This window comes from Haloarcula salina (assembly GCF_049603855.1).
GTDB lineage: Archaea > Halobacteriota > Halobacteria > Halobacteriales > Haloarculaceae > Haloarcula > Haloarcula salina_A.
On sequence record NZ_CP187146.1, the window covers coordinates 583,775 to 601,327 of the forward strand.

Here is a 17,553-nt window from a genome sequence, read left to right on the forward strand (position 1 = left end):
CGAAAGGCAGCTGTGGCGCGTGCCCGTAGCGCGGGGCGTGACACGTCCACTCCTCCACGCCGCGGTCGCGTTCGTCGCCAGCCTCGCGACCATGCTGGTGCTCATGTACACGACGACGCTCGTCGCTGGCGGACCGCTCAGAGCGGTCGTCCTCGCACTTGCGGCCGGCCTCGGCACCTACCTCGCCGTCGGGTCGGGTGTTCTCGACCCGTGATCGAAGGTAAATTTATATTATATAATGAATAATATGGGATTATGTCGACGCGAACGCGGACGGCGGTTGCCCGCTCGACGCGCCACGGTGTCGTCTCACTCCTCGGCGGGTTCGTCGCCGGATACCTGCTGTTCGTCGCGGTCGGATCCCCGCCCGGCGACGCGCTGTTTTCGGCGCTCTCGCTCGCGGTGCTCGTGACGGCCTGGCGCACGCTCACGCGGTCGCCACTGTCCCCGCGCTGACAGTGCGACGGGGTGGCGAAGATGGCGCGCTCCGAAACCGTTTAGACCACGCGGGGTTCACCGTCGGTATGCCGACCGAACCCGAAACGGACTACGACCCTGAACTGGGTCGGAAGTTCATCTTCGTAACCGGCGGCGTGATGTCTGGCCTGGGGAAAGGCATCACCGCCGCCAGCACAGGTCGCTTGCTCAAGAACGCCGGGTTCGACGTGACAGCGGTCAAGATCGACCCGTATCTCAACGTCGACGCCGGCACGATGAACCCGTTCCAGCACGGCGAGGTGTACGTGCTGAAAGACGGCGGGGAGGTCGACCTCGACCTGGGGAACTACGAGCGCTTCCTCGACATCGACATGACGTTCGACCACAACGTCACGACGGGCAAGACCTACCAGCACGTCATCGAGAAGGAGCGCGCCGGCGACTACCTCGGCCGCACGGTCCAGATCATTCCGCACATCACCGACGACATCAAGCGGCGCATCCGCGAGGCCGCCGAGGGCAATGACGTCTGTATCATCGAGGTCGGCGGCACCGTCGGCGACATCGAGGGGATGCCCTATCTCGAGGCCCTGCGTCAGTTCGCCCACGAGGAAGACGAGGACGACATTCTCTTTACCCACGTCACGCTCGTGCCCTACTCGAAGAACGGCGAACAGAAGACCAAGCCGACCCAGCACTCCGTGAAGGAACTGCGCTCCATCGGCCTCCAGCCGGACATCCTCGTGGGTCGCTGCTCGGACAAACTCGATATCGACACCAAGGAGAAGATCGCGCTGTTCTGTGACGTCCCGACGGAGGCCGTCTTCTCGAACCCCGACGTCGACGACATCTACCACGTCCCGCTGATGGTCGAGGAGGAGGGTCTCGACGAGTACGTGATGGAACGGCTGGACATCGCCGACGAGGCGTTGCCCGAGGCCGAGCGCGAGAACCGCTGGCGCGACCTCGTCACCCAGCAGACCGAGGGCGAGGTCGACGTGGCCCTCGTGGGCAAGTACGACCTCGAAGACGCCTACATGTCCGTTCACGAGGCGCTGAAACACGCCGGCTTAGAGAAGAACGTCGACGTGAACGTCCAGTGGGTCAACTCCGAGAAGATGAGCGACCACCACGCCGACCGGATGCGCGAGGCCGACGCCGTCGTCGTCCCCGGCGGGTTCGGCGCGCGCGGGACCGAGGGGAAGATCGAGGCCATCCGCTACGCCCGCGAGAACGACGTGCCGTTCCTCGGCCTCTGTCTCGGCTTCCAGATGGCCGTCGTCGAGTACGCCCGAAACGTCCTCGACCTGACGGGCGCTCACTCTGCCGAACTCGACGAGGACACGCCCCATCCCGTCATCGACATCCTCCCCGAGCAGTACGAGATCGAGGACATGGGCGGGACGATGCGCCTGGGCGCACACGAGACCGATATCGACGCCGGCACGCTCGCCGCGGCGCTGTACGGCGGCGAGTCCTGCACCGAACGGCACCGTCACCGCTACGAGGTCAACCCCGAGTACATCGAGGACCTCGAAGCCGCCGGCATGGTGTTCTCCGGCCGCGCCGGAAACCGCATGGAGATCCTCGAACTCGGTCCCGAGGACCACCCCTACTTCATCGGGACGCAGTTCCACCCCGAGTTCCGCTCGCGACCGACCCGCGCCAGCCCGCCGTTCGTCGGCCTGCTCGAAGCCGTCATCGGCGAGGATCCCCACGCTGCGACGACCGAGGAGGTGAGCCACTGATGGTGAACGTCGACGAGTTCATCGAGGAGGCGAAAGCCGAGATCGCCGAGGAGATCGGCGACAAGCACGCCGTCATCGGGCTCTCCGGCGGCGTCGACTCCTCGACCGCCGCCGCACTGGCCTATGAGGCCATCGGCGACCAGCTCACCGCAGTCTACGTCGACACCGGACTGATGCGGAAGGGCGAGACCGACGAGATCCGCGAGACCTTCGACTACATGGACTCGCTGCGAATCGTCGAGGCGCAGGACCGCTTCCTCGACGAACTCGAAGGCGAGACCGACCCCGAGGAGAAGCGCCACATCATCGGCGAGCAGTTCATCCGGGAGTTCGAGACGGTCGCCCGCGAGGTCGACGCCGACTACCTCGTCCAGGGGACCATCTACCCCGACCGCATCGAGAGCGAGGGGACCATCAAGTCCCACCACAACGTCGGCGGTCTGCCCGAGCGCATCGACTTCGACGGCATCGTCGAGCCGATGCGGGACCTCTACAAGGACGAGGTGCGGGAAGTGGCCCGCGCGCTCGACTTAGAAGAGATCATCTCCGAGCGGATGCCGTTCCCCGGTCCCGGACTCGCCGTCCGAATCATCGGCGAGGTCACCGAGGAGAAACTGGCGGTGGCTCGCGAAGCCAACCACGTCGTCGAGGAGGAACTGGAGGAGTACGAGCCCTGGCAGGCGCTGGCCGCCGTCATCGGCAAGGCCACGGGCGTCAAGGGCGACAACCGCGTCCACGGCTGGGTCGTCGCCGTCCGCTCCGTCGAGAGCCGCGACGGCATGACTGCCCGGGCGCAGGAACTCGACTGGGACACGCTCCAGCGCATGCAGTCGCGCATCACCGGGGCCCACGAGAACGTCGCCCGCGTCGTCTACGACGTGACTCACAAACCGCCGGCGACCATCGAGTACGAATGAAGGTCGTCCTCGTCGGGACGGACCCCAACGGGCTGACCGACGCGCTCGACGCCGAGGGCCACGCGGTCACGGTCGCCGACATCGGCAACCGGCCCGGACTGGAGGAGGCCGGCATCCACGACGCCGACGTGTACCTGCTCACGGAGATGGAGCAGGCCACCTCTATCGCCGTCGCCAAGGACCTCAACCCCGACCTCCGGGTCGTCGTCTACGCCGAGGGCTCGCTCCCAGACTTCGCGAGCAGACAGGCCGACCTCGTCGTCGACCCGAACCTGCTCGACCCCGAGGCCGTCGCCGAGGAACTGGACTGATCACAGCGTCGCCGCCAGCCGGTCGAATCGGTCGGCCCCGTCGCGCTGGAAGGGGACGCCGTGACCCGGCACGGCCACCTCGAAGTCGGGCGCGCCCTCGTAGAACGTTTTGACGCTTCGCGCTGCCTCGTCGGTATCGTAGCTCAGCAGCCACGGCGACGGCTCGAATCGGCCGCTGTCCTCGCGAACGAGGTCACCCAGCAACGCCAGCGAGTAGCGCTCGCTGACGTACGAGACGTGACCCGGCGTGTGACCGGGCGTCTCGTAGACGGTGAAGCTCCCGACGGTGTCGCCGTCGGACAGCGTCACGACGGGACTGTCCGGCGCGTCGATGACCGATGTGGCGAGGCGCTGGAACGCCCCCTTGTGATTGTCGAGCGGCGGGTCGCGCTCGCCGGTGACCAGCGGCGCGTCCCGTTCGCCGACGTAGATCGTCACGTCGACGCCGTCGAAGGCGGGCAGGCCGCCGACGTGATCGACGTCGAAGTGCGTCAGCAGGATCCGGTCGAGGTCCCGGAGCTCGTAGCCGGCGTCGGCGAGGCCCGCGATGAGCGTGTTGCCGTGCCAGGGCATCCCCGCGTCCACGAGCGTCAGGTCGCCGTCGTCGTCGACGAGTGCGGCGTTGACTCCCCGGAGGTCGTACCACCAGACGGCGTCAGCGAGCGCCGTTACCATGCGACGGCGTAGGGACGCGGCCGACAAAACGGTTGGTCACTCGCCCCGCGGCCGTCTTCAATCCAGACGCGCTCTGTCGGCCCGGCGCACGTCCCGTTCGAGTCGGTCCGCGTATTCGAGACGGAGTTCCCGTGCGGTCTCCGGCGACACCGGCTCCCGGCCGTCGACCTCCTGCGAGATAGGGTCGTATGCGTCCACGTCGAACCCCATCCGGTCGAGGTAGGCGCACACTTCCGCGTCGGCCGTTCCCTCCCGAATCGCGTCGTCGACGTAGTCGAGCACGGCGTCGAACTCCGGGAGGACAACCTCGTCGTCGGTCACTCGACCGGTGTCGCCGTCGATGCGGACGTCGGTGTTGCGGAGTCCGCCGACGAAATCGGTCACGTCGTCGGTCAGCTGGACGACCTGGCTCGGGAGCGCGGTGTCGGGCGAGCGCCACTCGACGGTGCCGAACTCACCTCTGAGCTGTACCGGCGTCCAGACGGCGCTCTCGGGATCGAAGTTCGCCTCGACGGTGTGTCGGTCGATGCCCGCGTCGACGGCCGCGGTCACGAAGTCCTCGTAGCGGCGTTCGAGTCGCCGGTTCCACTCCGCCTCGTCGGATACGTAAGACCACAGCCACCCCTGGTGTGGGACGGAGTTGTACGCCATCCAGCGGTACAGCTTCGAGCGCGCCCCGTCGGCGATGCGCTGGCCCCGGAAGTACGGCGAGGACGAGACCAGCGCGAGCGCGGGGTCGATGGCGACGAGCGCGTTCAACTGATCGACGGCGCGACCGAGACGCTGCTCGACGTGGATGTGCGTCCCGGCACAGTGGCGTACGTACTCGAAATCCTCGCCCACGACGCAGTTCTGGACGCGTGTCCGGTCGCTCGGTAGTTCCTGAATCTCGTCGGCGTAGATCGGTGTCGCAAGCGGGACGAGTCCCTTTCCAAGCTCTGCAGCCAGTTCCAGGACGGTTCGGATCCGCCCGAGCAGTTCCTCGCGGAGGTCGGCGGTCGTCCCGCACGGGGTGGTCTTGATCTCCAGCACCGGCTCGACGAACTCTCGCTCGGCTCCCGGTGTCGCCTCGACGAGCGGTCCCGGGTCGACCAGCCGACCGTCCTCGTCTATCACCCAGTACTCGACCTCGACGCTCTGTCGTATCGGCTCGGAGTCGTGTACAGACACGGTATCCACGGTGCGGTTTCGTCGGTGTGTTATTTCCACCCGAGACTATTGATACCACACCACAACTGCAGTCGGGCGAGCGGACTCATGATAGTTTCGCGTGTCGCAATATTTGCTCCGGGCTGACGAGATCCGGCGTTCCGCCGAGCGGAATCTGCAATGCTGTTCGGACGACTCGGGACTCCACCGGCCTCCATTGCCACTCAGGGTATTTCGAGGTTACTCGACCGACGGTCGCGCTCGGCGCCAGCGGATCGAACCGCGCCACGCGCGTCCGTAATCGGTGACTTCTCCGGTGAACGGTTTCCCGGTATTATGGCCGCTAGCGAGCCATACACACCGTCTCTCGCGAGACAGGAGCACAACGCATGCGATACACCACTCGGCGGCGCGGACGGATCAGTGAGCGACTGCCCAGGCCAAGGGAGCCAGGCGAATGAGCGACGTTTCGGGGGTCTTCGTCTCGCTAACGACTGGGTCCGGTCGCTACGAAGGGACCGACGACCACGTGTACCTCGGCGTCTGTGGGACTGTCGGCGGCCGGGAGTTCGCTCTCGACGTGGCCGATTTCGACGACTGGGAGGAGGGGACCGTCGTCACCTACTCCTTCGGGCAGTACGCGGACTTCTACGGTGGGAAGGAACCGGCGACGGCGGCCGAGCAACTGGACCGGATGACCATCTGCATGCCGAACGTCACGCACGTCTACCTGCGTAAGCAGGGCGACCGGACCTCGCGGGGCGACGACTTCTGGGAACTGTCGTCGTGTCGGGTCCACCTCCACACCAGTTCGAGCACGCGGATATTCGAATCGACCGGTTCGGCCCGCCTCGGCAACGAGTACGGGCACAAGGTCTGGCTGGCCGAGAGCGGCGACGAGTACGTCGACATGCGGATGGTCGACGAGGGCAACACGGACTGCGGCCCGGAGTAGGGACTCCCGGCGGTCGGACGACGCCTGACTCAGCGGTCCGCAGAGCGCCGACGCAGTCGCCGATCCGGTGACCAGACGAGGGCGCCGTCGCTACGCTTCGAGAATCGTACCGCCCGCGCCGACCGCGATGGCGGGGTCCCCCCGGACCACCGCCGTCAGGTTCTGCCCGGTCGGCGTCTGTGCCTGTGTCCAGTCGCCGTCGTCGAGCGCGTACAGCTTGCCGCCGCCACCGACCGTGTAGCCGCTGTCGTCGTCGTCGGTGACCTCCACGTCACGCAGTCCGGCGTCGCCGGTGTCGGCCGATGTCCACGCCGACCCGTTCCAGTGGAACACCATGCCGCCACCGCCCGACACCCACACGTCGGCCGGCCCGTCGGAGTCGACGCCGTAGAAGTTGACGTTCGCGTCTGCCAGTCCGATCTTGTCCCAGGTCGCCCCGTCGTCGGTGGCGAACACCGACTTGTTGCCGTCGACGATGTGACCCGACCGCGGCCCGTGGAAGTCGACGGCGTTGATGGCCGACCCGGACCCCGGGGTGGTGTACTCCCACGTGCCGCTCGCGCCGTTCTCGAAGGAGTAGTACAGCTTCCCGGAGTCGCCGGCGACGTAGACGTTGGCTTCACCGGCCGCGCCGGTGACGGCCACGTCGTTGAAGTTGTTCGTCACGTCCATCGGGGCGCTGTGGTCGGTCAACACGCCCGCCTCCACGTCGTACTCGCCGATGGCCCCGGACGAGCCGACGAACCAGAGCCGCTTCCCGTCGTCGGTCACGTCCGCGCCGTAGAGGCTGTTGCCGTTACCGGTCGGCCCGCCGCCGATGACCTTCTTCCACCCGGCGTCGGTCCGTTCGAGGACGATGCCGCCGCCGGCCACCGCGTACGCGCCGGCCGTCGTGGCCTCGACGTCGTGGAGCGTGTTGCCGGTCGGAGACTCGACGGCCGTCCACGTCCCGGTCGCCGTGGCGGCCCCGGAGAGGGCCGCGCCGCCGACCACCGTCGCAACTGTCGCGCCGATCCCTTCGAGCACGCCGCGTCGAGTCGCCTTGCGTTCGGACATGGCATCCGGCGCTGGGGACCGATTGCACTTCAATGGGGGCCGCAGTTAACGTCCATTTGCACCGTTTCATTCGTTTATCCCGGCGATTTGCCGGCGGAGCGACGCTGAATCTCGGAGACCGCGAAGCGGCCCCGATAGCGGTTAAATCAGGTGTTAAATCCGGTCAAACGACACAAGACTGATAAGGTGGTCTCCGTCCGGCGATTTCACTGCAGTTCCGCGACGATGTCACCGGCCTCCGGCGCGATGATCTCGTCGACGGCGAGGCCGGCCGCGTCGGGGTCCTCCGGGAGACAGAACACCGGCGTGCCGTCGGCGATGCCGGCAGTCGCCCGGACGGTGATGACGCTCGTTCCCATCGGTTCGAACAGGAGGCTCCGATACACCTCCTCGAAGCCGGGCAGCGCCTTCTCGAACAGCGGGTGGACCGCTTCGAGGGTGGCCTCGGACGGCCCGACGCCGATGCCGCCGGCGGTGACGACGACGTCCACGTCCGCGCGTCCGACGAGGGTGTCGACCGCCTGCTGGATCCCGTCGTAGTCGCCCCGCAGGCGCTCGCGAGCCGTGACCGTGTGCCCGTCGGCTTCGAGCGTCGTTTCCAGGTGTTCAGAAGTCGGATCGCCGCCCTCCTCGGTCGCCGTCCCGACGGTGACCACGGCGACGGCGACCGACTGACCGCTGTCGCTCCCCTGCGCCGTGGCGGGGCCAGTCGCTCCCTTGCTCGTCGCCGGCCCGGGACCGGTCGCGGTCCGGTCCGTCGACGCTTCAGTGTTGGTTGCCGGCTCCCCGTCCCCCGCATCTACCGAGTCCTCGCGAGCGGCGTCGTCGGCGAGCGGGTCCTGGTCCGTTCCGGCGTCGTCGGCTTGGGCGGCATCGTCCACCGTGCCCGTGGCGGCGTGTTCGCCGTCCGCTCCGTCTGTGGACGTCTCGGACTCGGTGGGCTGGTCGGGGGACGCAGCCGCCTCGGCGTCGGCGTCTGTCTCCGAGGGGCCGTCACCGTCGTCGCGCTCGTCCTCGTCGTCAGTCGGGCCCCGGCGCGTGTCCCGTGACTGAAAGTCAACCATACCGACAGATGTGTCGCCGTGGGTAAATAGTCCTAGAGCCGGGGAACGAAGTCCGGTAGGTACGGAACTCACATCGATAGATTTATCCAAACTAGGGGATGAATAAATATCATGGTGGGGGCATATCATCTCGTCTGTCACGAGTGTCCGTTCGAGGGGCTCTACGACGAACGCGCGACCGCCGAACGAGAGCGAACCGCACACGAGTCGACGACCGATCACCGGACGACCCTGCTCGACATCTCCGAGCCGGAACCCGCCGGTGTGCCGGGCCCGTCCTGACGGCGAGACCGCCAGCGTTTTGCGCGTGCTTCCCTCACGGCGAGCCATGACGACTCGCTCGCATACCGGTCCATCCGCCCCGTCGGCGCGGCGGGGTGCCGCTCGATGACGCCAGACGACTCCGCGTCGGCCGACGCCGACGGCGGCTACGTCCACCGGCCGGAGGGGGATGCTGACGCGTCGGCCGACGCCGAGTTCGGGACGAGCGGGTGGGCCCTCGTCGGGATGCTCGTGGTCGCATTCCTGGTCGTTCCGGGCGCGATATTGCTGTTACCGGCCGCTCAGGGTGTCATCCGCGCTCTCGGACTGACTCTTCGTGACGCGTACCTCACGCTCCCGCTGATTCCCGCGTTCGCGCTCGGCGCGTTCGCGGTCTGGTCGGCGCTTCGGTCCCACGCCGAGTGAGCGAGAACAGTTATATCTGGGACTGCATTACTACGGAAACGAATGGTTACGACGCCGCTCGCAGTCGTCTTATTGGCCGGCGTCGTCGGCATGGCTGTCGCCTTTCTCGTGTGGCTCCACCGCGATCGGCCGGGAGCCGGCCCGCTGGCGACGTTCGTCGTCGCGGCGAGCCTGTGGGCGGTCGCGTACGGGATCGAACTCGCGATGCCGGGCCTGGAGGGCATGATCCGGCTCCTCCAGGTGCAACTGACGCTCTCGGTCGTCATCCCGGTCGCGTGGCTCGTCACCGTCCTCGAGTACACCGGCCACCCGGGCTGGCTCACGCGGCGGCGGGTGGCCCTCCTGCTCGTCGAGCCGGCCCTGTTCGTGACGCTCGTCTGGTCGAACGACGCCCACGACCTCGTCTGGACGGCGACCGAGACGCGGTACCTCTCGTCGGCGGCGGTGGCGCTCGATCCCGCGTTCGGGATCGCCTACTGGGGGCACCTGTCGTACATGCTGGCGCTGGTGCTGGCCGGCGGCCTGTTGCTCCTGCGCGTGATGGTGGGATCGAATCAGCTGTTTCGCGGACAGGTGCTCGCGCTGCTGGTCGCCATCGGTGTCCCGACGGTCGTCCAGTCGCTGTTCGTCCTCGGTGTGTTGCCCGTCGACTTCGACCCGACGAGTCTCAGTTACGTCGCCTCCGGCGTCGTCCTCTCCGTCGCGATCTTGCGGACCAAGCTGCTGGACGTCGCGCCGGTGACGCGGGAACTCGGCCGCGAGGCCATCTTCACGGAACTCGACGACCAGGTGGTGATCGTCGACGAACAACTCCGTGTCGTCGACGTAAACGGTGCCGCGATGGCCCTGTTCGAGCGGGACCAGGACGCCCTGCTGGGACGGCCGCTGACTGAGGAACTCCCCCGACTCGCCGAGACCGTCCCGGACCCCGGCCAGCGCGCGCAGACCGAGATGTCCCTCGAACGTGACGGCGCGCTCCGGTACTACGACGTCCGCGCGACGCCGCTGTACCGGGCCTACGGAGTCGTCTCCGGCCACCTCATCAGTCTGCGGGACATCACGGACCGTCGCCAGCGCGAACAGCGCCTCGACGTGCTGAACCGATTGCTGCGCCACGACATTCGCAACGAGATGAACGTCGTCCAGGGGAACGCCGACATGCTCAGGGACACCGCCGGCCCCGAGGAACGCGAGCGGATCCAGCGCATCATCCGCACCGTCGACGGTATCGTCGACCGGAGCAACAAGATCGGGCGCGTCACGGAAGCCCTAGAGAGCGAGCGACACCGCCCGATGCGACTCCGGTCGCTGCTGGAACCGGTCGTCGCGGAGGCGCGCGAGCGCTACCCGGATGCGACGATTTCCCTCTCGTGTGACCGCGACGTCTGGATCGAGGGCGGCCCGTCGGTCATCATCGCCTTCGAGGAACTGATCGAGAACGCGGCGGACCACGGCGCGGCCGACGACGGGTCGGTCGCGGTCGAGATAACTGTCGAGCGGACCACTGGCACGCCGGGGGTCGTCGTCCGCGTCAGCGACGACGGCCCTGGAATCGCCGCCCACGAGCGGGAGGTCATCCGTTCGGGGACCGAGACGCCGCTGAAACACGGTTCCGGTGTCGGGCTCTGGCTCGTCAACTGGATCGTCCGAAACCTGGGCGGTCGGATGGCCTTCACCGAGGACGAGCAGTCGGGCACGTCGGTCGAACTGCAGGTGCCGGCGGCCGATCCCGAGACGGCCGAAGTCGAATCGCCGCGTCCCGGCGAGGACTGACGCCGCTATCGCTCTTCGTCGCGGCGCATCGCGATCTCGAACCACGGACAGAGGCGGAGCTGGCGGTAGTACTCCGGGTGCTCGCGGAGCCGGTCGTAGGGCACCCACATGAGGCCGTCGACCTCCTCGGGGTTCGGGTCGAGCGCGGTGTCGGTCAGCGTCGCTTGCAGGACCGCACACACTTCCCACTCCAGGCCGGCGTTCTCGTAGTAGCGCTTGTACTCGAACCGGTCGGTCACGCGGAGGTCGCGGTACTGGGCGGGCGTGATGCCGAGTTCTTCTTCGAGTCGCTCCTCGGTGGCCTCGACCTGCGTCTGGCCCTGGACGGGGTGGGAGGCGACGGTGCCGTCCCAGTGGGTGTCCCAGAGGCGCTTGTTCGCGGCGCGCTGGGCCAGCAGGATTCGATCGTTCTCGTCGAACAGCAGTGCCGTAAACGCGCGGTGGCGGACGCCGTCGCCAGTGTGGGCCTCAAGTCGATTGACGAGCCCCTCCTCGTTGTCGTCGGCGTCGACGGCGATGACCTCCTGCCGGGCGTTTTTGTGCGTCTCGTCGACCGCGTCGTTGCTCATATGTCCACCATCTCACGGAGGTGAGTATTACGCCCTTCGACTTCTCGTCAACGCGTCCGGTGGTCGGCGACGAACTCTTTCAGGATCTTCTCCTCGGCGCGGTGCAGCGTCTCGCTGCAGGTCGACTTCGCGATACCGACGCGCTCGGCCAGTTCGGTCAGCGAGCAGTCCCGCGGCGTGTCGTAGTACCCGGCGTCGATAGCCGCCTCGACGAGCTCCAGCTGGCTCTCGGTCAGCAGCTGCTCGGATTCGAGGTGCTGCTGGATGCGGTCCACGTCGAAGGGGATGCCGAACTCCTCCAGTTGCTCGCCGAGCTCCGAGAGCCGCTCCTGGGGCGCGGAGATCTCCCAGACGGCCTGCCCGTCCGAGAGGGTAAACGGCATCTCCAGCGGGATGCCCGACCCCTGCACCGGAAACAGCAACAGCGGCATCGAGGTCTCGAACTGTATCAGCGCACGGTCGTCGCGGTGGGAGAGAATCTCCATCGACGTGACCGAGTTCCGCCCCTCGATGTCCCGCAGGACCGCCGGGAGGTCCGCCGAAGTGACCTCTGCGAGTCCGACCCCGGAGTCCTCGCCCGGGAGCGCGGCCAGGATTCGAAAGGTCGCCTCGTCGTACGTCCGCGACACGTCGCCGATCCAGATCTCCTCCGGTATCGTGAGGGTGAGTTCAGCGTGTGGCATCTCTCTATCCGAATATATTCGCCCCGGTCCCGCGGCCGTGTTGCCGAACATGTTCGGTTTCGTCGGCGCGGCCAATGAATCTTGTGCATGGGTGACAATGGCGCGGGCCGGCGACCGCGGACGAGGTGGGCGCGACTGACTGGACGCAGGCCGACCGCGAACAAGAACGCCGGTCCGAACACGTGCGGGTGTGGCGAACGCTTATTCCGTCGGGCGAACGCCATCCGGTATGGAGCGCGTCTCGCTGACCCGGACGGTCGACGCCGACCCGGAGACGGTCACCGACCTCGTCACCGACGTGGAGCCGTTCATGCGGGCCGCGGGCTTCGACGACGTGACGGTCGAGGGCGACACCGTCGTCATCAAGAATCACGTCGGCCTGTTCCAGATCGAACTGGTGGTCGAACTGATAGAGACCGAGGCCGTGCTGACCTACGAGCAACGGGAGGGCATCTTCGAGTCGATGACCACCGACTACACCGTCGAGGCCGTCGACGGGGGGACCGAGGTGACGGCGACGACGGAGTACACGGCGCTCGATCTCCCGGTCCTCGGGACGATGATCGACTCGACCATCGTCTCGCGCCAGCGCAGCAAGGAACTGAATCGCCAGTTCGACTGGCTCGACGAGCAGGTGCAGGGATAAACCCCCGAACATCTGCGGGAGCAGACCGAGGGGGCCGGGCCGACTACGGTCGCCCATGAGCCGCGTCCACGAGAACGTCCCACCGGTCACCGACGCCGTCCACGACAACTCCTGGTCGGCGAATCTGGAGACGCCCGAGCACGCCGAGGACCGGGCGCTGGTCGTCGCACAGGCGGTCGACGCCGTCGAGAAGACGACGGCGGGAAACCACGTCAACCTGGTGAGCCACGCCGCCCACGGCCACCCCGAGACGTACCTGTTCGACGCGCTCGACGACCGCTTCGGCGAGGCCGTCTCCGCGGACTACGTCGACCAGTGCGGCTGTGGCGGCCACGTCACCCGCGTCCACGTCCACGAGGAGGCGTAGATGCGCGGGAACCTCGACCTGGACCGGCGGCCGCTGGTCCTCATCTGGGAACTCACGCAGGCCTGCGAACTGGCGTGCAAGCACTGCCGGGCCGACGCCCAGCCCCGGCGACACCCCGACGAGCTCTCGACCGCAGAGGGGAAGACCCTCCTCGACCAGGCCCGCGAGTTCGGCGAGGGGCAACTGGTCGTGCTCTCGGGCGGGGACCCGCTCGCCCGCGAGGACGTCTCGGAGTTGATCGAGTACGGGACCGAGCGAGGGCTTCGGATGACGCTGACGCCCAGCGGCACGGCCTCGCTCACGCGGGAGCGGCTGGCCGAACTCGACGACGCCGGCCTCCGGCGACTGGCCCTGTCCGTCGACGGCGGCGACCGGGCGGCCCACGACGCCTTCCGCGGTGAGGACGGGAGCTTCGAGGCGACGATGGCGGCCGCCGAGGCGGCCCGCGACCTCGACGTGCCGCTCCAGATCAACACCACCGTCTGCGCCGAGACGGTGGGGCAACTCCCGGCGATCCGTGACCTCGTCGACGACCTCGATGCCGTGCTGTGGTCAGTCTTCTTCCTCGTTCCTATCGGCCGCGGCCGGGTGCTGACCCCCATCGACCCCGACCGGGCCGAGCGGGTCATGTCGTGGCTCCACGAGGTCAGCGAGGACGCCGGATTCGGCGTCAAGACGACCGAAGCGCCCCACTACCGGCGGGTGGCGCTGGAGGAGCGAGACGACGACGGCGACTTCCGCCGCCGCCTCGGCATCCGCGCCGGCAAGGGGTTCGCCTTCGTCAGCCACACCGGCGAGGTGTTCCCCTCCGGGTTCCTCCCGAAGTCGGCAGGGAGCGTCCCCGACGAGAGCGTCGTCGACATCTACCGCGACTCGGACCTGTTCCAGCGACTCAGGGACGACGACGCGCTGACGGGCAAGTGCGGGGCCTGCGAGTACCGCGCCGTCTGTGGCGGCAGTCGGTCGCGCGCCTACGCGACGACCGGAGATCCGCTGGATGCCGACCCCCTGTGTGGCTACGAGCCGACGGGCTACGACGGGCCGATTCCCGACCAGCACCCGGCGGATTGAGGGCCTTTTTCACTCCGTGGGAATGCGCCTCGTGCGTTTTGTAGGCATAGGAGGAACTGTTGGATATGAGTGACTCGGGCATCAGAGTGGAACTATCGGTCGATTCCCCCGGCGCGTGCCCGGTGGCGAGCGTCTCCGAGGAGGCCGGGACGGCGGTGACAGACGTGGCACGGAGCAGTCCAGACGCCGACGGGCGGGTCATCGAGGAGTTCACCGCGGCGGACGACGACGGTGAGACACCTCTCGACGAACGGGCAGACCTCGACGAGGTGTTCGTCACCGGCAACGGGACGCGCTATCAGTTCACTCGGACGCGGACCGACTGCGTCTGCGAGGCGGTCGAGCGCTTCGAGTGTCCGGTCGCCGACATCCGTGCTGAGGACGGACAGCTCCAGATGACGTTTCACGCGCCGGACATCGACCGCGTCCGCGCCATCGTCACGCGGCTGAAGGAGCTGTACGACGGCGTCTCGCTCCGGTCGATGCGCCAGAACGGCTCGGTCGACCCCGTGGATTCGATCCTGGTCGACCGGAGCACGCTCACCGACCGCCAGCGCGAGGTGCTGGAGACGGCCGTCGAGATGGGCTACTTCGAGTACCCGAAGGGGGCGAACGCCGGTGACGTGGCCACCGAACTCGACATTTCGGTGTCGACGTTCGCCGAACACCTCGCGGCGGCCCAGACGAAACTGCTCGATAGCATCGTCGAGGCGTAGCGCGGGATCAGCGGCCGCGGCGACGGTCGAACGCCGCGAACAGCAGGTAGACGAACAGCGCCGCACCGGTGACCCCGAGCATCGCGCCGGCGGTCGACGCGATTCCGAGGCCGAGTAGCGCCCCGAGCACCTGGAGCCCGAGTCCGCCCCCGAGCAGTGCAATGGAGGCCACCGCCGTCCGGTCGGACGCGAACGGCCACGTCCCGACCGCCGGCGGATAGAACTGATACGCCGCGCCGACGACGGTCAGGCCGAGGAACCCCACGAGCATGAGGCGGTAGTGCGCCCGAACCAGCGCCGGGTCGCGGGCGGTCACCGCCATCGCTAGTCCGAGTCCGACGCCACAGACGCCGGCGACGGCCGCCAGCGCCACCGCGTAGAAGCCGACGCGGCGGCGGTCCGAACGGACGAACAGGACGAGATAGGACACGGCGAACCCGACGACTGCGACGGCCTCGACGACGCCGCCGACGAGCAGGACGGCCGGCGCGAACAGGCCGAAGCCCAGCAGCGCCGGCCCGACGGCCCCGGTCAGTAACACGACGCCGACGAGTCGGCGGGGCGGCTCGGCGACGAGAAACCGTGGAAACAGGCGGAAGCCGACGCCGAAGACGAGCAGGGCGGCCGTCCCCGCCGCCAGCAGGTGCGAGCGCTGCTGGACGGCGAGCGGGCCCGCGCCGAGCGGTTGGACCTCGAACGCGCCGGCCAGCGCCGCGACGGTGCCCAGCGCCAGGTAGCCGAGCGCTAGCGGCACGACCGCGTTCGCGCGCCTGTCGACCGGCCGCCGGTGAGCGTTCGCGTCGCCGGTCCCCGTCGCCGCCCCGGTCGGGTTGTATCGAATCGTCCAGCCGAGCGTTCCGAGAAAGACCGCGACGCCGCCGGCCCACAGCGCCGTCCCCGCCGGATCGAGCCACGCCGGTCCCACCGGAGCTAGCGCCAGCGCAGCGGTCCCGGCGACCGACAGCGGCCACTGGACGGCGGGCGCGGACGGCCACGCCAGCGACCGCTCGAAGTACGACGGCACGAGCGCGTAGGCCTTCCCGAAGACGACGTGCAGGACGAAGCCGTACAGTCCGAGGGTCACGACGGTCCGACGCGACGCGCCCGCGGCCATCGCGAGCTGAAGGGCGAGGAAGAACAGCGCGCCCGCCGCGACGAACCACCGCGAGGCGCGCGCGGTCGACATCTCACTCCGGCCGGACCGTGACGTGCCACTCCTCGTCTGCGACCTGTTCCGCGTCGTAGCTGAAGCCGCGGTCTTCGAGGACGCCGTACAGCGGAACCGGTTCGAAGCTGTTCACCAGTCTGAGTCGTTCGTCGTCGCCGATGTCGTCCAGCGCCGCCATGATGTCCGAGAACGGTTCGCCCTCGACGCGCCGCACGTCCAGTTCGCGAACGCCGCCCTGCGAATCGGTGCTCATACCCATCTCAACGGCGGGAGTTCGTCAGGGGTTTGTCCCGAACGTGTTCGCTGCGGTGTCCGTCGCCCGTCAGTATCGGTCGTCGCCGGCATCGTCCCAGGTATCCGTCGAGTCGTCGTCCCACGCGCTCGTGGACTCGTCGTCCCACGTACTCGTGGACTCGTCGTCCCACGCGCTGGCGGTGTCGTCCGTCTCGTCACCGGTGCCCCGGTCGTCGGACTCCCCGGCCACGTCGGCCGTCGTCCCGACGCCGGTGCCCGGACCGCCGGCCGCGGGCGAAAGCGGCGGTTCGCCGAACTCCTCCTCGTAGGCGTCGGCGAAGCCGTCAGCCCAGATGTACATGATCCCCGACTGCCCGACGAACGCGACGAAGGGTACGAGCAGGTAGCCGACGATTGTGAACCCGAGGACGCTGCTGACCGCCGAGACGATGATGTTGACCGCGAACGCCATGAGGACGGCCATCAGCATCGTCCGGTTCGTGACCACGGCCCGGAGCACGTCGAGGTCGAAGCCCGCTCCGATACTGTCCTCCTTGACGAAGTTCCCCGTCGCGACCGGGAGGACAGCCGCCATCGCGAGGACGCCCGCGAGGTAGACGAGTCCACCGACGAGCACGCCCAGCACCGCCAGCGCGCCGGATTCGCCCACGATGCCCGTGAAAATCACGACGCCCGGAATAGCGAGCACGACCAGCAGCGCCAGCGCGTAGCCCACCATGACGACGGTGTGTCGGACGCCGTCGACGGTTATCTCCACGAGGTCGAGGTCCCCCCACGCGGGCGGCGTCTCCGTCTCGCCGCGCATCACCCGGCGCATCACTTCGAGCATGTAGCCCTGAAAGGTAAACAGCGGGAGGATGAAGATCCCAAGAAAGAGCACGCCGCCGCCGATCGCCACTCGTTTCAGCCAGTCGTCGCCCTGCGTCTGATAGCGGAGCGCGTCTTCAATCATATCAGTATCAGTCTCCGGACTATTTTATATAGGTTTTGCCCGGCTTGAAAAATCAGCCACTCGGCCGTCGCGTCTCGTCCCGCGACGGAACGGCCGCCCCGGTGACACAATCTCGAATGAACTGCCCAACGCGCTCACTGCTACTGGCCCGGCGACGTCTCGTCGACGAACGCTGCGCCTCCGACCGGTCGTCCGCAGACCGGGCAGCCGACCGCCAACAGCCGCTCTCGAACCCCGGCGTCGACAACCGCGTTCGCCCCGCAGTCTGGGCAGGTAAAGCGAAAGTCCGCCATGTACCGTCCCCCGTTCGGGCGGACAAAGGACCGCTACCCCCGATTTGACGGCCCTATAGG

At 67.8% G+C, this 17,553-nt stretch carries 23 protein-coding genes; 13 read left to right on the plus strand and 10 right to left on the minus strand.

Annotated elements, in window-relative coordinates; genetic code table 11:
* Positions 1 to 37: 37 nt before the first annotated feature.
* The 5 genes from ACOZ4I_RS02960 to ACOZ4I_RS02980 all read left to right on the plus strand — a co-directional run bounded on the left by ACOZ4I_RS02960 (position 38) and on the right by ACOZ4I_RS02980 (position 3,414).
* Complete coding sequence (locus ACOZ4I_RS02960; RefSeq protein ID WP_424002873.1) at positions 38 to 214, plus strand: hypothetical protein; 177 nt, start codon at positions 38 to 40, stop codon at positions 212 to 214.
* A gap of 41 nt (positions 215 to 255) precedes the next feature.
* The gene (locus ACOZ4I_RS02965; RefSeq protein ID WP_424002875.1) at positions 256 to 456 is read left to right on the plus strand and encodes a hypothetical protein; all 201 of its coding nucleotides are present in this window, start codon (positions 256 to 258) and stop codon (positions 454 to 456) included.
* Between the two features lie 68 nt (positions 457 to 524).
* Entirely contained in the window at positions 525 to 2,186 is a 1,662-nt protein-coding gene (locus ACOZ4I_RS02970; protein ID WP_424002877.1) for a CTP synthase, read from the plus strand.
* On the plus strand, positions 2,186 to 3,103 hold the full coding sequence (guaA, locus tag ACOZ4I_RS02975) for a glutamine-hydrolyzing GMP synthase (protein ID WP_004963685.1): 918 nt from the start codon (positions 2,186 to 2,188) through the stop codon (positions 3,101 to 3,103). Before ACOZ4I_RS02970 ends, guaA begins: the two co-directional genes overlap by 1 nt.
* Positions 3,100 to 3,414 carry a DUF7126 family protein gene (locus ACOZ4I_RS02980; RefSeq protein WP_424002880.1) on the plus strand — a complete coding sequence of 105 codons (315 nt, stop codon included), beginning with the start codon at positions 3,100 to 3,102 and terminating at the stop codon, positions 3,412 to 3,414. The genes guaA and ACOZ4I_RS02980 overlap by 4 nt, the downstream gene beginning before the upstream one ends.
* On the opposite strand, the gene ACOZ4I_RS02985 is transcribed toward ACOZ4I_RS02980, so the two are convergent.
* Together ACOZ4I_RS02985 and ACOZ4I_RS02990 are read right to left on the minus strand one after the other, a co-directional pair.
* Positions 3,415 to 4,089, minus strand: a complete 675-nt coding sequence (locus ACOZ4I_RS02985) for an MBL fold metallo-hydrolase (protein ID WP_424002882.1) — start codon at positions 4,087 to 4,089, stop codon at positions 3,415 to 3,417.
* Between the two features lie 57 nt (positions 4,090 to 4,146).
* Entirely contained in the window at positions 4,147 to 5,259 is a 1,113-nt protein-coding gene (locus tag ACOZ4I_RS02990) for a glutamate-cysteine ligase family protein (protein ID WP_424004775.1), read from the minus strand.
* 436 nt (positions 5,260 to 5,695) lie between these two features.
* Between ACOZ4I_RS02990 and ACOZ4I_RS02995 the strand changes: the two genes are divergently transcribed.
* Positions 5,696 to 6,193, plus strand: a complete 498-nt coding sequence (locus ACOZ4I_RS02995; RefSeq protein ID WP_424002884.1) for a hypothetical protein — start codon at positions 5,696 to 5,698, stop codon at positions 6,191 to 6,193.
* A 90-nt stretch (positions 6,194 to 6,283) separates the two neighbouring features.
* Here the strand turns inward: ACOZ4I_RS02995 and ACOZ4I_RS03000 are convergent, their stop codons facing one another.
* Both ACOZ4I_RS03000 and ACOZ4I_RS03005 read right to left on the minus strand, forming a co-directional pair.
* On the minus strand, positions 6,284 to 7,249 hold the full coding sequence (locus ACOZ4I_RS03000; protein WP_424002886.1) for a WD40/YVTN/BNR-like repeat-containing protein: 966 nt from the start codon (positions 7,247 to 7,249) through the stop codon (positions 6,284 to 6,286).
* 206 nt (positions 7,250 to 7,455) lie between these two features.
* Positions 7,456 to 8,313, minus strand: coding sequence for a molybdopterin-binding protein (locus ACOZ4I_RS03005; RefSeq protein WP_424002888.1), 858 nt, complete (start codon positions 8,311 to 8,313; stop codon positions 7,456 to 7,458).
* 111 nt (positions 8,314 to 8,424) lie between these two features.
* Here ACOZ4I_RS03005 and ACOZ4I_RS03010 point away from each other — a divergent pair, with 111 nt between their 5' ends.
* The 3 genes from ACOZ4I_RS03010 (at position 8,425) to ACOZ4I_RS03020 (ending at position 10,773) form a co-directional block, all read left to right on the plus strand.
* Positions 8,425 to 8,595 (plus strand): hypothetical protein, encoded by a 171-nt coding sequence (locus tag ACOZ4I_RS03010; RefSeq protein WP_424002890.1) that lies wholly within the window; start codon positions 8,425 to 8,427, stop codon positions 8,593 to 8,595.
* 105 nt (positions 8,596 to 8,700) lie between these two features.
* Positions 8,701 to 9,000: a hypothetical protein gene (locus ACOZ4I_RS03015; RefSeq protein WP_424002892.1), complete on the plus strand. Its 300-nt coding sequence runs from the start codon at positions 8,701 to 8,703 to the stop codon at positions 8,998 to 9,000.
* A 42-nt stretch (positions 9,001 to 9,042) separates the two neighbouring features.
* Entirely contained in the window at positions 9,043 to 10,773 is a 1,731-nt protein-coding gene (locus tag ACOZ4I_RS03020; protein ID WP_424002894.1) for a histidine kinase N-terminal 7TM domain-containing protein, read from the plus strand.
* Positions 10,774 to 10,778: 5 nt separating this feature from the next.
* Here the strand turns inward: ACOZ4I_RS03020 and ACOZ4I_RS03025 are convergent, their stop codons facing one another.
* Together ACOZ4I_RS03025 and ACOZ4I_RS03030 are read right to left on the minus strand one after the other, a co-directional pair.
* Complete coding sequence (locus ACOZ4I_RS03025) at positions 10,779 to 11,342, minus strand: isopentenyl-diphosphate Delta-isomerase (protein ID WP_424002896.1); 564 nt, start codon at positions 11,340 to 11,342, stop codon at positions 10,779 to 10,781.
* A 47-nt stretch (positions 11,343 to 11,389) separates the two neighbouring features.
* The gene (locus ACOZ4I_RS03030; protein ID WP_424002898.1) at positions 11,390 to 12,025 is read right to left on the minus strand and encodes a helix-turn-helix domain-containing protein; all 636 of its coding nucleotides are present in this window, start codon (positions 12,023 to 12,025) and stop codon (positions 11,390 to 11,392) included.
* A 229-nt stretch (positions 12,026 to 12,254) separates the two neighbouring features.
* On the opposite strand from ACOZ4I_RS03030, the gene ACOZ4I_RS03035 reads away from it, so the two are divergent.
* The 4 genes from ACOZ4I_RS03035 to ACOZ4I_RS03050 all read left to right on the plus strand — a co-directional run bounded on the left by ACOZ4I_RS03035 (position 12,255) and on the right by ACOZ4I_RS03050 (position 14,825).
* A complete protein-coding gene (locus tag ACOZ4I_RS03035; protein ID WP_424002900.1) occupies positions 12,255 to 12,671 on the plus strand; it encodes an SRPBCC family protein in 417 nt (138 codons plus the stop codon).
* A gap of 55 nt (positions 12,672 to 12,726) precedes the next feature.
* Positions 12,727 to 13,038, plus strand: coding sequence for a CGCGG family rSAM-modified RiPP protein (locus ACOZ4I_RS03040; protein ID WP_424002902.1), 312 nt, complete (start codon positions 12,727 to 12,729; stop codon positions 13,036 to 13,038).
* Positions 13,039 to 14,109, plus strand: coding sequence for a radical SAM protein (locus ACOZ4I_RS03045; RefSeq protein WP_424002904.1), 1,071 nt, complete (start codon positions 13,039 to 13,041; stop codon positions 14,107 to 14,109).
* A gap of 65 nt (positions 14,110 to 14,174) precedes the next feature.
* Positions 14,175 to 14,825 carry a helix-turn-helix domain-containing protein gene (locus ACOZ4I_RS03050; RefSeq protein ID WP_424002906.1) on the plus strand — a complete coding sequence of 217 codons (651 nt, stop codon included), beginning with the start codon at positions 14,175 to 14,177 and terminating at the stop codon, positions 14,823 to 14,825.
* A gap of 7 nt (positions 14,826 to 14,832) precedes the next feature.
* Here the strand turns inward: ACOZ4I_RS03050 and ACOZ4I_RS03055 are convergent, their stop codons facing one another.
* From ACOZ4I_RS03055 to ACOZ4I_RS03070, 4 genes are all read right to left on the minus strand, one after another.
* Positions 14,833 to 16,011: a hypothetical protein gene (locus tag ACOZ4I_RS03055; RefSeq protein ID WP_424002908.1), complete on the minus strand. Its 1,179-nt coding sequence runs from the start codon at positions 16,009 to 16,011 to the stop codon at positions 14,833 to 14,835.
* 1 nt (position 16,012) lies between these two features.
* Positions 16,013 to 16,246, minus strand: a complete 234-nt coding sequence (locus tag ACOZ4I_RS03060; protein WP_424002910.1) for a DUF2249 domain-containing protein — start codon at positions 16,244 to 16,246, stop codon at positions 16,013 to 16,015.
* 69 nt (positions 16,247 to 16,315) lie between these two features.
* A complete protein-coding gene (locus ACOZ4I_RS03065) occupies positions 16,316 to 17,200 on the minus strand; it encodes a DUF4013 domain-containing protein (RefSeq protein ID WP_424002912.1) in 885 nt (294 codons plus the stop codon).
* A gap of 140 nt (positions 17,201 to 17,340) precedes the next feature.
* A complete protein-coding gene (locus tag ACOZ4I_RS03070) occupies positions 17,341 to 17,493 on the minus strand; it encodes a DUF7560 family zinc ribbon protein (protein ID WP_424002914.1) in 153 nt (50 codons plus the stop codon).
* Positions 17,494 to 17,553: the final 60 nt, after the last annotated feature.

What these genes read in the sequence shown, in the direction of transcription:
- ACOZ4I_RS02970 (WP_424002877.1), top strand. Translation starts at nt 525, where the DNA reads ATGCCGACCGAACCCGAAACGGACTACGACCCTGAACTGGGTCGGAAG.
- ACOZ4I_RS02980 (WP_424002880.1), top strand. Translation starts at nt 3,100, where the DNA reads ATGAAGGTCGTCCTCGTCGGGACGGACCCCAACGGGCTGACCGACGCG.
- ACOZ4I_RS02965 (WP_424002875.1), top strand. Translation starts at nt 256, where the DNA reads ATGTCGACGCGAACGCGGACGGCGGTTGCCCGCTCGACGCGCCACGGT.
- guaA (WP_004963685.1), top strand. Translation starts at nt 2,186, where the DNA reads ATGGTGAACGTCGACGAGTTCATCGAGGAGGCGAAAGCCGAGATCGCC.
- ACOZ4I_RS03030 (WP_424002898.1), bottom strand. Translation starts at nt 12,025, where the DNA reads ATGCCACACGCTGAACTCACCCTCACGATACCGGAGGAGATCTGGATC.
- ACOZ4I_RS03055 (WP_424002908.1), bottom strand. Translation starts at nt 16,011, where the DNA reads ATGTCGACCGCGCGCGCCTCGCGGTGGTTCGTCGCGGCGGGCGCGCTG.
- ACOZ4I_RS03060 (WP_424002910.1), bottom strand. Translation starts at nt 16,246, where the DNA reads ATGAGCACCGATTCGCAGGGCGGCGTTCGCGAACTGGACGTGCGGCGC.
- ACOZ4I_RS03000 (WP_424002886.1), bottom strand. Translation starts at nt 7,249, where the DNA reads ATGTCCGAACGCAAGGCGACTCGACGCGGCGTGCTCGAAGGGATCGGC.
- ACOZ4I_RS02995 (WP_424002884.1), top strand. Translation starts at nt 5,696, where the DNA reads ATGAGCGACGTTTCGGGGGTCTTCGTCTCGCTAACGACTGGGTCCGGT.
- ACOZ4I_RS03035 (WP_424002900.1), top strand. Translation starts at nt 12,255, where the DNA reads ATGGAGCGCGTCTCGCTGACCCGGACGGTCGACGCCGACCCGGAGACG.
- ACOZ4I_RS03010 (WP_424002890.1), top strand. Translation starts at nt 8,425, where the DNA reads ATGGTGGGGGCATATCATCTCGTCTGTCACGAGTGTCCGTTCGAGGGG.
- ACOZ4I_RS03045 (WP_424002904.1), top strand. Translation starts at nt 13,039, where the DNA reads ATGCGCGGGAACCTCGACCTGGACCGGCGGCCGCTGGTCCTCATCTGG.
- ACOZ4I_RS03050 (WP_424002906.1), top strand. Translation starts at nt 14,175, where the DNA reads ATGAGTGACTCGGGCATCAGAGTGGAACTATCGGTCGATTCCCCCGGC.
- ACOZ4I_RS03005 (WP_424002888.1), bottom strand. Translation starts at nt 8,313, where the DNA reads ATGGTTGACTTTCAGTCACGGGACACGCGCCGGGGCCCGACTGACGAC.
- ACOZ4I_RS03025 (WP_424002896.1), bottom strand. Translation starts at nt 11,342, where the DNA reads ATGAGCAACGACGCGGTCGACGAGACGCACAAAAACGCCCGGCAGGAG.
- ACOZ4I_RS02985 (WP_424002882.1), bottom strand. Translation starts at nt 4,089, where the DNA reads ATGGTAACGGCGCTCGCTGACGCCGTCTGGTGGTACGACCTCCGGGGA.
- ACOZ4I_RS03015 (WP_424002892.1), top strand. Translation starts at nt 8,701, where the DNA reads ATGACGCCAGACGACTCCGCGTCGGCCGACGCCGACGGCGGCTACGTC.
- ACOZ4I_RS03065 (WP_424002912.1), bottom strand. Translation starts at nt 17,200, where the DNA reads ATGATTGAAGACGCGCTCCGCTATCAGACGCAGGGCGACGACTGGCTG.
- ACOZ4I_RS03020 (WP_424002894.1), top strand. Translation starts at nt 9,043, where the DNA reads ATGGTTACGACGCCGCTCGCAGTCGTCTTATTGGCCGGCGTCGTCGGC.
- ACOZ4I_RS03040 (WP_424002902.1), top strand. Translation starts at nt 12,727, where the DNA reads ATGAGCCGCGTCCACGAGAACGTCCCACCGGTCACCGACGCCGTCCAC.
- ACOZ4I_RS03070 (WP_424002914.1), bottom strand. Translation starts at nt 17,493, where the DNA reads ATGGCGGACTTTCGCTTTACCTGCCCAGACTGCGGGGCGAACGCGGTT.